The organism is Streptomyces sp. NPDC005181, assembly GCF_040608395.1.
GTDB lineage: Bacteria > Actinomycetota > Actinomycetes > Streptomycetales > Streptomycetaceae > Streptomyces.
The window spans coordinates 25,643-37,837 of sequence record NZ_JBEXID010000019.1 but is presented as its reverse complement, the minus strand read 5'-3'; the positions used below and the strand labels follow the sequence as shown (position 1 = coordinate 37,837).

The window sequence follows — 12,195 nt, the reverse complement described above, 5'->3', positions numbered from 1 at the left end:
GTGTTCCCGGGGGCGCCGGGCCCGGTGGTGGCGCTCGGTGAGTCCGCCGGCAGGGCGTCGGGAGCGCTGGCCGAACGCTCGTTTCGTGGCGAGCCTCACACCCGACGCAGGACACGGAGGCCGCTATGCGGCTTCGGCGCACCCGGCGGCGTCACTGTCGAGTGCGCTGCGGGCGGGGCTGCGGGTGCGTGTCGCCCGGTCCGGAGTGCGAGACGGGCACGGGCCGAGCCGAAGCTGCCGGCCCTGATTCACTTCCCGGGTGCGGCTGCCGTGGCGCTGAACCCCTCCCCGCTCGCCGCGGTGAGGGTCAGCGTGCGGTGATCGATCCGGTACGTCGCCCGCCCGTCCAGGATCGCGAGCAGCGCGCGCTCCACCTTCATCTGCGGATCCGGGCACATCATCTTGGTGCCGTTGATCCGGCCGAACGTGACGCTGGAGCCGGAGACCGTCGCTGTGCCGCGGATCTGGTTGCAGCCGGGGCTGCCCTGTACGGAGTCGTCCTTGCCGAAGGTCAGCTGCGCCTTCTTCCCCGCACCGGCGGGCAGCGACGAGGCGACCGAGCCGGAGACCAGAGCGGTCACGGTCCAGGTGGTGCCGATGAGCGGGGCCGAAGGCTCCGAGGTGAATGCGAGGACGTCGCCCTTCGCCGTGGTCAGGGTGAGGGTCCTGTCCGCCACGGCCGCGGTGAGCGTGCCGCTGAAGGCGCGGGCCATGGCCCTCTCGAACTTCTCGACGTCCTTCTCGCAGCCCATCGCGGTCGACGCCACCCGGGTGACGATGAGGCCGTCGCCCTTCATCCTGACCGTGGCGGAGAAGTGGTTGCAGCCGAAGTTTCCGGTGGCCTTGCCGTCGGGTGTGATCGTGACATGGACGCCGTCAGGAGCTGCGGTCTTCTTGCCGCCGACCGTCACGGAGTCGGCCTTCCAGTGGATGCCGGTGACGGTAGGGCCGGTCCGTACGGAGTCGCTGTCGTCGGTTCCCGAACCGGGACCGGCTCGGGAACCCGACTCCGTACCGCAGGCGACGAGAGTGAGGAGGGCCAGGACGCTGACAGCCATACGTTGTCCGAACATGGCCATGTGACGGGACGAGGAGCCGATCCGGTTCCCCCGCCTTCCTCTCAGCCGAGCAGCGGCAGCAGATCGCCCAGATCGGCCCGCTCACCGCTCGCGCTGGCCTTCGCCTCGTCGAGCGCCCGGGACCACTGCATACGCCCGGTGGCGAGCCGGATCCAGGTCAGCGGATCGGTCTCGACGACATTGGGCGGCGTACCGCGGGTGTGCTTCGGCCCCTGGACGCACTGGACGACGGCGAACGGCGGGACGCGCACCTCGACCGAGCCGCCGGGTGCCTTCTGCGCGAGGGCGTCCGTGAGCAGCCGGGTGCAGGCGGCGAGGGCCTGCCGGTCGTACGGGATGTCCAGCCCGGTCGCCGCGTTCAGGTCGTCCGTGTGCACGACGAGTTCGACCGTGCGGGTGACGAGGAAGTCGCCCAGCCGCATCACTCCCACCCGGGTGGGCAGCAGCCGGTCCTCGCCCACGCCCGGCACCACCGCCTCGAACCGGTCGGCGACCTCCGCGTACAACGCGCCGAGGTCGGGGCGGTCCGCAGCGAGCGCCTTGGCGTCATCGGCAATCCGGCCGGCTCGCCCGGCGGTCGAGAACGGCCACTCCAGCAGCGTGAGGTCGGGTTTCTCGCCGGGCGGCTCCGGCAGCTCCAGGTTCCGGCAGACATGCGAAACGGCCATCGCCAGATGGGCGACGAGCTCGCGCACCGTCCACTCCCCGAGCCGGGTCGGCAGAGCGAGCTGATCGGGCGTCAACGTGCCGACTGCAGCCCGGACATGCGCGAACTGCGCCTGTACGGCGGTTCGCGTCCGGACGAGGTCGTAGCGGCGGGCGCGCTTCTGGGACGGCGGCATGGCAGCGAGCCTACGGGGTGTCCCCACGACGAAGCCCCCGCCCGGCGGACCGGGCGGGGGCTCAGACGTATCGCAGTGGAACAGCGCGTCCGGCTCAGGCGAGCAGACCCGGAATCGTCGCCTCGTGTGCCGTACGGAGCTCGCTCAGCGGGATGCTGAACTCGCCCTGGACCTCGATCTCCTCGCCGTCCACGACACCGATCCGGGTGACCGGCAGACCCCGCGCCCCGCACATGTCGTTGAAGCGGAGCTCCTCGCTGCGCGGAATCGAGACGACCGCGCGGCCCGCCGACTCCGAGAAGAGGAACGTGAACGCGTCCAGACCGTCCGGCACGACCAGCCGGGCACCCTTCCCGCCACGGAGGCAGGATTCGGTGACCGCCTGGATCAGACCGCCGTCGGAGAGGTCGTGCGCCGCGTCGACCATGCCGTCGCGGGACGCCGAGATCAGGATCTCGCCGAGCAGCTTCTCGCGGCCCAGGTCGACCTTGGGCGGCAGCCCGCCGAGGTGGTTGTGGACGACCTCGGACCAGGCCGAGCCGCCGAACTCCTCACGCGTGTCGCCGAGCAGGTAGAGGAGCTGGCCCTCTTCCTTGAAGGCGACCGGCGTACGCCGCGTCACGTCGTCGATCACACCGAGCACGGCCACGACCGGCGTCGGGTGGATCGCCGTCTCACCGGTCTGGTTGTACAGCGACACATTGCCGCCGGTGACCGGGGTGCCGAGCTCCAGGCAGCCGTCCGCGAGACCACGGGTGGCCTCGGCGAACTGCCACATGACGTCCGGGTCCTCGGGCGAACCGAAGTTCAGGCAGTCCGAGATGGCGAGCGGCTTGGCGCCGGAGGTGGCGACATTGCGGTACGCCTCCGCCAGGGCGAGCTGCGCGCCCGTGTACGGGTCGAGCTTCGCGTACCGGCCGTTGCCGTCGGTCGCCATGGCCACGCCCAGGTTCGACTTCTCGTCGATCCGGACCATGCCGGCGTCCTCGGGCATCGCGAGCACGGTGTTGCCCTGCACGAACCGGTCGTACTGGTCCGTGATCCACGCCTTCGATGCCTGGTTCGGCGAGGCGACCAGCTTGAGGACCTGCTCACGCAGCTCGGCCGCATTCGCCGGGCGGGCCAGCTTGTTCGCGTCGTCGGCCTGCAGCGCGTCCTGCCAGGACGGGCGGGCGAACGGGCGGTGGTACGTCGGGCCCTCGTGGGCGACGGACCGCGGCGGCACGTCGACGATCTGCTCGCCGTGCCAGAAGATCTCCAGCTGCGAGCCCTCGGTCACCTCACCGATGACGGTGGCGATGACGTCCCACTTCTCGCAGATCTCCAGGAAGCGGTCGACCTTGCCCGGCTCGACGATCGCGCACATGCGCTCCTGCGACTCGCTCATGAGGATTTCCTCGGGCGAGAGGGAGGAGTCGCGCAGCGGAACGGTGTCCAGCTCGACACGCATACCGCCGGAGCCGGCGGAGGCCAGCTCGGAGGTGGCGCAGGACAGGCCGGCACCGCCGAGGTCCTGGATACCGGCGACGAGCTTCTCGCCGAAGATCTCCAGGGTGCACTCGATGAGGAGCTTCTCCTGGAACGGGTCGCCGACCTGGACGGCCGGACGCTTGGCCGGGCCGGTCGACTCGAAGGTCTCCGAGGCCAGGACCGAGACGCCGCCGATGCCGTCGCCGCCGGTGCGGGCGCCGTACAGGATCACCTTGTTGCCGGGGCCGGAGGCCTTGGCGAGGTGGATGTCCTCGTGCTTCATCACGCCGATGCAGCCGGCGTTGACGAGCGGGTTGCCCTGGTAGCAGGCGTCGAAGACGACCTCGCCGCCGATGTTCGGCAGACCCAGGCAGTTGCCGTACCCGCCGATGCCCGCGACGACGCCGGGCAGGACCCGCTTGGTGTCGGGATGGTCGGCAGCGCCGAACCGCAGCGGGTCGACGACCGCGACGGGGCGGGCACCCATGGCGAGGATGTCGCGGACGATGCCGCCGATGCCGGTGGCCGCGCCCTGGTAGGGCTCGATGTACGAGGGATGGTTGTGCGACTCGACCTTGAAGGTGACCGCGTAACCCTGACCGACGTCGACCACACCGGCGTTCTCGCCGATGCCGACGAGCATCGCGTCGTTGGCGGGGACCTTCTCGCCGAACTGCTTGAGGTGAACCTTGCTGCTCTTGTACGAGCAGTGCTCGGACCACATCACGGAGTACATGGCGAGCTCGGCGCCGGTGGGACGGCGGCCCAGGATCTCGCGGATCCGGGCGTACTCGTCCTCCTTGAGGCCGAGCTCCTTCCAGGGCTGCGCGACGTCCGGGGTCTCGGCCGCGTGCTTGACCGTATCCAGGCTCATGCGTTGACCAGCTTCTTGATGATCGAGGTGAAGAAACCGAGGCCGTCGGTGCGACCGGTTCCGATCAGCGGCTCGACGGCGTGCTCCGGGTGCGGCATCAGACCGACGACATTGCCTGCGGCGTTGGTGATGCCGGCGATGTCGCGCAGCGAACCGTTGGGGTTCACGTCCAGGTAGCGGAAGGCGACGCGGCCCTCCGCTTCCAGCTCGTCGAGGACGCGCTCGTCGGCGACGTAACGCCCGTCCATGTTCTTGAGCGGTACGGAGATTTCCTGGCCTGCGGAGTAGTCCGAGGTCCAGGCAGTCTCCGCGTTCTCGACACGCAGCTTCTGGTCGCGGCAGATGAAGTGCAGGTGGTTGTTGCGCAACATCGCGCCGGGCAGCAGATGCGCCTCGGTCAGAATCTGGAAGCCGTTGCAGATACCGAGGACCGGCATTCCGGCCTTGGCCTGCTCGATGACGGTCTCCATGACCGGCGAGAACCGGGAGATGGCTCCGGCCCGCAGATAGTCGCCGTAGGAGAAGCCGCCCGCCAGGATGACCGCGTCGACCTGGTGCAGGTCCTTGTCGCGGTGCCACAGCGATAGGGGTTCGGCGCCCGCGACCCGGACGGCCCTCAGGCTGTCCTGGTCGTCGAGCGTGCCGGGAAAGGTGACGACTCCGATACGAGCAGTCACTTCGACTCCTCGGCCTTCTCCACCTTCACGGTGAAGTCCTCGATGACGGTGTTGGCGAGGAACGTCTCGGCCATCTCATGAATGCGGGTGAGGGCGGCATCGTCGACCGGCCCCTCGACCTCGAGCTCGAAACGCTTTCCCTGACGTACGTCCGCGATTCCCTCGAAGCCGAGACGGGGCAGTGCACGCTGCACCGCCTGTCCCTGCGGGTCGAGGATCTCGGGCTTGAGCATGACGTCGACTACGACGCGTGCCACTGGCACTCCCGGTGGTGGTGTGGTGCGGCTGTTTCTCCGGGGGGCTCCCCAGACCCCCGCAGGTGACCTCAGCCTACCTGGCCAGAAATTCTACGCGGGTAGATATCGGCGGGCCGTGATCACGCGGAGATATCGGCCGTGACAACGTGCGGGAAAAATCCCGCAAAAAAAATCCTCACGGGATCGCGCATAGAAGGCGGACACGCGGAGGTAATTGGCTGGGCTTCACAATGCGGTGCCTACCGCTGTACAAATGATTAGCAGGGAAAGCAGTATTGCCTCTAAACAGTCGACACATGTCGGCCCTCATCCGCCCAGCAGCCGGAAGGCCGGCATCAGCGCATGCCAGACGCGCCGGTGCCGTAGGAAAGGACCAATATCCGTGGCTCAGCGCGTAGTGGTCACGCTCTCCGACGACATCGACGGGGGAGCAGCGGCGGAAACGGTTACCTTCGCCCTGGACGGGAAGTCGTACGAGATCGACCTGAATCCGTCCAATGCAAAGAAACTGCGCAAGGCTCTGGCCCCGTACATGGCAGCCGGCCGTAAGCAGACAAATGCCAGCAAGCACGGCAAGACTCCCGTGTCGTACCGGCACACCTCGCTCGCACCCGACCCGGCGGCCGTGCGCGCCTGGGCCCGGTCCCACCGAATGGACGTACCGGCCCGCGGCCGGATCCCCAAGAAGGTCTACGAGGCCTTCCGCGAGGCAAGTTGAGGGGCACCGGAGCGCACGCTGCAGCGACACCCCGCAGGCACCGACTTGCGCGACACCCCATCAGGTCGGCTAGAGTCTGGAGCACGCCGAGGGGCAAGGCCGAAAGGCCGAACCTCACGCAGCGTGCGGGTGTAGTTCAGTAGCAGAACATCCCCCTTCCAGGGGGAAGGCGCAGTGTGCAATTCCTGTCACCCGCTCTGCATCGCTCTTATGGACCACTGTGGTGGATCAGGTAGAGTGGTGCTCGCACCGCCCAGTGAAAGCTGAGCGGCGGCAATGCGGACGTGGCTCAGTTGGTAGAGCATCACCTTGCCAAGGTGAGGGTCGCGAGTTCGAATCTCGTCGTCCGCTCTTGATCGTGTAGTTCGAAGGCCCTGGTCGATATCGACCAGGGCCTTCGTCGTATTCCGGCGCCCGACTCCGTGACCGCCCATGACGTTTGTCATGAGCAGTGGTGACAGCGCGCACAGCTCGCGGTCGTGATCCGGCGGAAATCTGAAGGCATGACCAGCGATGAATGCCTGATCGAGGCGAACGGGGCGGGCAAGACGTCCACCGTCGAACTGCTGGAAGACACTGCGGGACGGCGGCACGACGGTCCTGCTCACCACGCACTACCTGGAAGAGGCGGAATCCCTCGCCGGCCGGCCGGCCGGCGATCATGCACCGGGGCCGGATCGTGGTGGCGGGCACGCCTGCCGAGGTGACCGCGTCCCGTCCGGCCCGCATCCGGTTGAGCTGCCTGCCGGGGTCGGCGCGCGGCGGCTCCCGCTGGGGCTGCGGGCCGCGGCCGACGGACGGCAGATCGAGATCCGCACCCACCGGCTGCAGGAGTCGCTGCGCGAACTGCTGTGCTGGGCAGAGCAGTCGGACGTGGAACTCCTGCGGCTCGATGCACGCCACGACGGCACGTGAGACGTCAGGACAGGAAGTACGCTCGCCGCGCTGCTCGCGCTGGAGGACGACCCCGTGGTGGTCGCGGAGGCGGCGACGGGTCCGGAGGTGCTCGCCATGGCGCGGGTCCACCGCCCCGATGTGGCGGTTCTCGATCTGGAGATGCCGGGTGCAGACGGTGTGAGTGTGGCCACATCGCTGCGGGCTGAACTGCCCGGCTGCCGGACCATGATCGTGACCGGTCACGGCCGCCCCGGACACCTGAAGCGGGCGCTCGCGGCGGACGCGCGGGCGTTCGTGCCGAAGACGGTCGGTGCCCGACAGCCGGCCGGCATCATCCGTACCGTGCATGCCGGAAACCGTTATGTGAAACCGGAGTTGGCAGCCGACACGATCTCCGCCGGGAACTCGCCGCTGACCGCGCGCGAGGCCGAGGTGCTGGAACTGACGGCGGACGGGGCGCCGGTGGCGGAGATCGCGGAGCGGGCCTCCCTGTCGCGGGGGACCGTACGGAACTGCCTCTCCGCGGCCGCCTCGAAGCTCGGCGCGGAGAACCGACACGCGGCAGTGCGTCTCGCCCGGGAGCAAGGATGGGTATAGTGGGCTTCGCGCTTCGGCGCATGCGAACGTAGCTCAGCTGGTAGAGCGCAACCTTGCCAAGGTTGAGGTCGCGAGTTCGAACCTCGTCGTTCGCTCCATGCAAGAAGGCCCCGGTCCTCGTGACCGGGGCCTTCTTCGTGTCCTACTGCCAGGTGTTGCCGGTGAGGAGCTCGTACGCCTCCAGGTACTTCGACCGGGTCGCGTCGACGATCTCCTGCGGCAGCGCCGGGGGCGGCTGTTCGCTCTTGCGGTCCCAGCCGGAGGCCGGCGAGGTCAGCCAGTCCCGTACGAACTGCTTGTCGTACGAGGGCTGGGCCTTGCCCGGCTCCCAGGCGGCGGCCGGCCAGAAGCGGGACGAGTCCGGGGTCAGCACCTCGTCCGCGATGATCAGCTCGTCACCGTCGAAGCCGAACTCGAACTTCGTGTCCGCGAGGATGATGCCGCGCTCGCGGGCGATGTCCCGGGCCCGGGCGTAGACGTCGAGGGTGGTGCGGCGGAGCCGGGCCGCGGTCTCCGCGCCGACCTCGCGGGCCACTTCCTCGTACGACACGTTCTCGTCGTGGTCGCCGACGGCCGCCTTGGTGGCGGGGGTGAAGATCGGCGCCGGGAGTTCGGAGCCGTCGACGAGACCCTCGGGGAGGGCGAGGCCGCAGACCGTACGGGACTCGTTGTACTCGACGAGGCCCGAGCCGGTCAGGTAGCCGCGGGCGACGCACTCGACCGGGACCATCCGCAGCGACTTGCAGATCAGCGTCCGGCCGGCCCAGTCCGCGGGAGCTCCGGCGGGGAGCTCCGTGGACAGGACGTGGTTCGGGACGAGATCGGCGAGCTGGTCGAACCACCACAGCGACAGTCGGGTGAGGACGCGCCCCTTGTCGGGGATCTCGGTGGGCAGGACCCAGTCGTACGCGGACATACGGTCGCTGGCGACCATGACGAGGTCGCCCGCCTCGTTCCGGTACAGGTCCCGCACCTTGCCGGTATGGAGGTGGGTGAGTCCGGGGACCACCACGGGCTCGGGCTTTTCTACGAATCCGGACACGCTGCCTCCGCGTAGGTTGATCCAGGAGTCGCTCCGATTGTCCCGTATCAGGGTGGGGTGGGGTGGAGCGGGGTGGAGCAGGGGCAGTGTGTGGCGGCGGAGACGCGCCGTTCAGGCGTGCTTGCAGATGCGGTCGAGGAGATTGGCGGTGGCGCGCTGGATACGCGGGTCCACATGGCCGGGGCGGTCCAGCGCCGGGGACCAGGCGAAGGTGCCGGAGGCGAAGACCAGAGCGCCTGAAGGGGCCCGGTACAGGGATGTCTCCTGGTGCCGTGTCGTGCCTTCGCTGTCCTGGTAAGGGGAGTGGGCGAGCAGGATGCGGTTGTCGTGCTCGGGGAGTGTGGTGCGCGGGAAGTAGCGGTCGGCCTCGCCCGCGACCAGGCCATCGATCTCGTCGCCCTCGCCGGCCCCGGTCGCGTCCCAGAGCCAGTGCTCCGCGTTCCGTACGACCAGTGGGTGGGGGTCGGGGACCCGGCCCGCGTACTGGATGCCGAGGAGCTGCTGCTCGGCCCGGTCGACCTCGCGCCAGAGCGCGGGCTTCCCGGGGCCGCGGCGCTTGCGGCAGGTGAGCAGCCGGTCCGGCACGCCGGACGGCGACGGGGAGAGGCTGACCTGCCAGTACATGGTGTTGGCGGAGAGGAAGACCAACGAGGTGCCGCCGTCCCGGGCAGCCTCCACCGTGCGGCGCATCGGGACCGACCAGTACTCGTCGTGACCCGGGAAGACCAGGCCCCGGTAGCGGCCGGGGTCGATCCGGCCCGCGTGCAGATCGCGGGTGTCGGCGTACGCGATGTCGTAGCCGTACCGCTCGGCCCAGCGGATGAAGTCGTAGGCATGGCCGACATGGAGCGGCAGACCTGCGCCCGCGTACGGGCGGTCGAAGGAGACGGTGACCGCGGCGTCCTCCTCGCCGAGGAGCCGGCCCTGCTCGTCCCAGGCGTGGTAGAGGCTGGCGCCGGTGCGGCCGTCCTCGGGGTAGAGGTTGTACGCCTGCCAGGTGATGTCCGGCAGGACGAGCAGCAGATCGGCCGGGTGGTCGTCACGGACCGTGAACGGGATGTGGGAGCGGTAACCGTCGACCGTGGTGAGCACGGCGACATAGGCGCCGATCGACCAGTAGGTGGGGATCTGCAGCCGCCAGGACTGCCACCAGTGGTGGCAGGAGACGGTGCGGTCGGCGGCGAGCGGGGGCGGCTGGACGATTCCGGAGAGCCGCGGACTGGTGGTGATCTTGGCGGCGCCGTCGCCCCCGTAATGACCGATCCGGTAGATGTCCACGGAGAACTGCTGAGGCGGGTCCACGGTGATGTGGAAGTCGATCGCCTCGCCGGGGGCCGCGGCGCCGGACGAGATGAAGCCCTTGATCTGGCGGTGTACGTCGTCGGCGGTACGGGTGCCGCCGCCGGTGCCGCGGGCCAGGGCGAGATCGGCGTACCAGGGGACGACCTGGCCGGTGTCGTCGAAGTAGTTCTCACTGCCGCGCAGCCAGGGCAGCGGGCCCTGACCGAAGGGGTCGGAGACGGCATGCGCGAGGGCACCCGATTCCCACCGGCGAATCTGCTCCGCCCCCATAGCGCTTTACCTCCCTCAAGTCCCCCGAGACAACGGTGGTGTGCCGACTGTGGTGTGCCGCGTGTCAGCCTGTGGTGCGCCGACTGCCAGCGTCGATCCCCAGCACATCACATAACGCATGCACTCCGTCACCGTTCGTCGCGAATTGACGTGAACGGAACGCACTTCTCCAGATGTTGGCGGGTACGGGGTGGGCCGTGGGTCACACGAGGCGGACGGGCTTGTCGGTGCGGACGCCGACCGAGGCGAGCCAGCACCGCAGCGGTCCGGCGTCCCCGTCCTCGACCAGGCTGAGCACGGGGCTGCCCAGATCCGCCCGGCGCTCGCCGTCAACCAGCAGGGCGGGCCCGTCGAGCCAGTCGAGGCCGGGCGCCGCGCCTGCCGTGTCCACGGCGGCGCAGCAGACCATCGCCGCCACATGGTCGGCGAGCAGCTCCGTACCGGTACGGGGCGGCTGGAGCGGGAAGAGCGGCAGCGGGTCGGTGCCCCAGAAGTCCAGGGCGTCCCCGTCGGAGGTGTCGCCCGGAAGCGAGCCGGCCGGGGGCTGCTGCGGAGCTACGGCCTCCTCGCGGGCCACCGCCGCGCTGATCCCGGCCGCGAGCTCCTCGCCCCGCCCGCCCGGGCCGGAGAGCTGCTCGACGACCCGGGCCAGCGTGGGCACGGCGACATCGACGGGATCGGCGCCGTGAGCCCCGAAGGCCCGGACAGCCCCGGCTCCCCCGGCCGGCTCATCGGGTCCTCCGGCCGACGCGGGACATTCGCCCATCGCGTCGAGGACACGGAGCAGACGGGCCGCTTCGGTACGCCACTTCCGGTCGACGACCTCTTCCGGATACTGCTGCCAGTCGACGGGGGACCAGTCGGGACCGGTCTCCGCGGGGCCACCGTGGAAGAGACGGGCGGCCAGCAGCGAGGCCGCCTCGTCGGCCGCACCCGGCTCCTCGAGGAGATCGCAGGCGGGGCGCTCGCCGAGCCGGGAGGTGAAGCCATCGGCCAGGCGGTCGCGCCGGGAGAGTTCAGTGAGGGCGGAGACGACGCCCGCGTCGAGCCGGGACGGCCAGCGGCCCATCCGCCAGGCCGGCAACGCGACCCGGGTGAGCAGCCGGTCCCAGCCCGCGTAGGCGAGGCCGACCTGCTCCTGAGCCGCGATCCGCAGCCCGTAATCCACACCCTGTGCACGCTCGGACGCGGCGGCGGCGACACCCCGCTCCATCGCGGCGGCATGGCCACGACAGCTGCGCAGCAGCAGCCGGGCGATCCAGCCGACGAGGCCGTGCGGCAGCCTGCGCAGCCGTGCGAGCCGCCCGGGGGCGGGGGCGGCCGCGTCGGCGACCGCGCCGTCCAGCCCTCGTACGAAACGGCGGGCGGCGGCTATGTCGGGATGGGCGGCGGGGCCCGTGCCCGCGACGACCGGGGCGAGCACCGCCCGTAGCTCAGCGACCCGCATCCACCACAGGAACGGCGACCCGATGACCAGCACAGGCGCCACCGGCACCCGATGCCGGCGACCGCCGGAGGCGGCGGGCCGGGCCGCCGGGCTCTCCGCGGGCTGTGCGGAAGGGTGTGTGCGGTCCTCCAGCCAGCTGTCGCAGTCAGGTGTCAGGGCTATCGCCGACGGCGCGGGGACACCGAGCCGGTCGGCGAGGTCCCGGACCAGCCGGTAGAGATCGGGGGCGGCCTGCTCGGTGAGCGGGACGGTCGGACTGACCGCCGGCCTCGCTCGTACGATCGCGACCGAGAACGCCGCGGCGCCCAGCAGCACGGCCGCCGCGCAGGCCGTCACGGTCCAGCGCACGGCGTCCCAGCCGCCACCGCCGATACGGCCCTGCGCGCCCGCGACGAGCAGCACGACGGCGACCGCCGCCGGCAGCAGGGCCGCGGCTGTTGCCCTGCTGCGGATGCGCAGCAGGGCGAGAGCTCGGGCGCGCGCAGCCTGCGCACCCAGCTCCTCACCAGTACCGGTACCGGACACGGCCGGACGTCACCCCCTCTGCCCCCGCGGCGGTAGTGCTCACTCCCCCACTGTGGCACCCGTCACTGACATCGCAATGCCGGTGGGCCAAGTGCCGGAACGCTTGCGCCGCACCCTAGTTGGGGCCTCGGCAGGCGTCATCCGGATGGCCCAGCCGTCACTCGATGGAATGGCTTTGGGCAAAGGTGCTGACGGACC

At 70.1% G+C, this 12,195-nt stretch carries 10 protein-coding genes, 3 tRNA genes and 1 pseudogene; 6 read left to right on the top strand and 8 right to left on the bottom strand.

From position 1 onward, the window contains the following. Nucleotides 1-248 precede the first annotated feature (248 nt). From ABZV38_RS15315 to purS, 5 genes are all read right to left on the bottom strand, one after another. Entirely contained in the window at nucleotides 249-1,058 is an 810-nt protein-coding gene (locus tag ABZV38_RS15315; protein ID WP_356327287.1) for an META domain-containing protein, read from the bottom strand. A gap of 62 nt (nucleotides 1,059-1,120) precedes the next feature. Next, nucleotides 1,121-1,921 (bottom strand): sterol carrier family protein, encoded by an 801-nt coding sequence (locus tag ABZV38_RS15310; protein WP_356327286.1) that lies wholly within the window; start codon nucleotides 1,919-1,921, stop codon nucleotides 1,121-1,123. A gap of 94 nt (nucleotides 1,922-2,015) precedes the next feature. Next, nucleotides 2,016-4,265, bottom strand: coding sequence for a phosphoribosylformylglycinamidine synthase subunit PurL (gene purL, locus ABZV38_RS15305; RefSeq protein ID WP_356327285.1), 2,250 nt, complete (start codon nucleotides 4,263-4,265; stop codon nucleotides 2,016-2,018). Beyond that, nucleotides 4,262-4,942: a phosphoribosylformylglycinamidine synthase subunit PurQ gene (purQ, locus tag ABZV38_RS15300; protein ID WP_356327284.1), complete on the bottom strand. Its 681-nt coding sequence runs from the start codon at nucleotides 4,940-4,942 to the stop codon at nucleotides 4,262-4,264. Before purQ ends, purL begins: the two co-directional genes overlap by 4 nt. Beyond that, nucleotides 4,939-5,199 carry a phosphoribosylformylglycinamidine synthase subunit PurS gene (gene purS, locus ABZV38_RS15295; RefSeq protein ID WP_030929711.1) on the bottom strand — a complete coding sequence of 87 codons (261 nt, stop codon included), beginning with the start codon at nucleotides 5,197-5,199 and terminating at the stop codon, nucleotides 4,939-4,941. The genes purQ and purS overlap by 4 nt, the downstream gene beginning before the upstream one ends. A gap of 382 nt (nucleotides 5,200-5,581) precedes the next feature. Here purS and ABZV38_RS15290 point away from each other — a divergent pair, with 382 nt between their 5' ends. The 6 genes and pseudogenes from ABZV38_RS15290 (at nucleotide 5,582) to ABZV38_RS15265 (ending at nucleotide 7,509) form a co-directional block, all read left to right on the top strand. Beyond that, nucleotides 5,582-5,917 (top strand): Lsr2 family protein, encoded by a 336-nt coding sequence (locus ABZV38_RS15290; protein ID WP_356327283.1) that lies wholly within the window; start codon nucleotides 5,582-5,584, stop codon nucleotides 5,915-5,917. A 125-nt stretch (nucleotides 5,918-6,042) separates the two neighbouring features. Continuing rightward, nucleotides 6,043-6,114: transfer RNA gene (locus ABZV38_RS15285), tRNA-Gly, on the top strand. A gap of 81 nt (nucleotides 6,115-6,195) precedes the next feature. Further along, a tRNA-Gly gene (locus ABZV38_RS15280) sits at nucleotides 6,196-6,268 on the top strand. Between the two features lie 191 nt (nucleotides 6,269-6,459). Beyond that, nucleotides 6,460-6,817 (top strand): annotated as a pseudogene (locus ABZV38_RS15275) (ABC transporter ATP-binding protein); the annotation flags it as partial. A 45-nt stretch (nucleotides 6,818-6,862) separates the two neighbouring features. Further along, nucleotides 6,863-7,411 carry a response regulator transcription factor gene (locus ABZV38_RS15270; protein WP_356327337.1) on the top strand — a complete coding sequence of 183 codons (549 nt, stop codon included), beginning with the start codon at nucleotides 6,863-6,865 and terminating at the stop codon, nucleotides 7,409-7,411. A gap of 22 nt (nucleotides 7,412-7,433) precedes the next feature. After that, a tRNA-Gly gene (locus tag ABZV38_RS15265) sits at nucleotides 7,434-7,509 on the top strand. Nucleotides 7,510-7,553: 44 nt separating this feature from the next. Here ABZV38_RS15265 and ABZV38_RS15260 read toward each other — a convergent pair. The 3 genes from ABZV38_RS15260 to ABZV38_RS15250 all read right to left on the bottom strand — a co-directional run bounded on the left by ABZV38_RS15260 (nucleotide 7,554) and on the right by ABZV38_RS15250 (nucleotide 11,997). Further along, complete coding sequence (locus tag ABZV38_RS15260) at nucleotides 7,554-8,453, bottom strand: phosphoribosylaminoimidazolesuccinocarboxamide synthase (protein WP_356327282.1); 900 nt, start codon at nucleotides 8,451-8,453, stop codon at nucleotides 7,554-7,556. A 111-nt stretch (nucleotides 8,454-8,564) separates the two neighbouring features. After that, on the bottom strand, nucleotides 8,565-10,025 hold the full coding sequence (locus ABZV38_RS15255; RefSeq protein ID WP_356327281.1) for a N,N-dimethylformamidase beta subunit family domain-containing protein: 1,461 nt from the start codon (nucleotides 10,023-10,025) through the stop codon (nucleotides 8,565-8,567). Between the two features lie 202 nt (nucleotides 10,026-10,227). Then, entirely contained in the window at nucleotides 10,228-11,997 is a 1,770-nt protein-coding gene (locus ABZV38_RS15250; protein ID WP_356327280.1) for a hypothetical protein, read from the bottom strand. Nucleotides 11,998-12,195 lie beyond the last annotated feature (198 nt).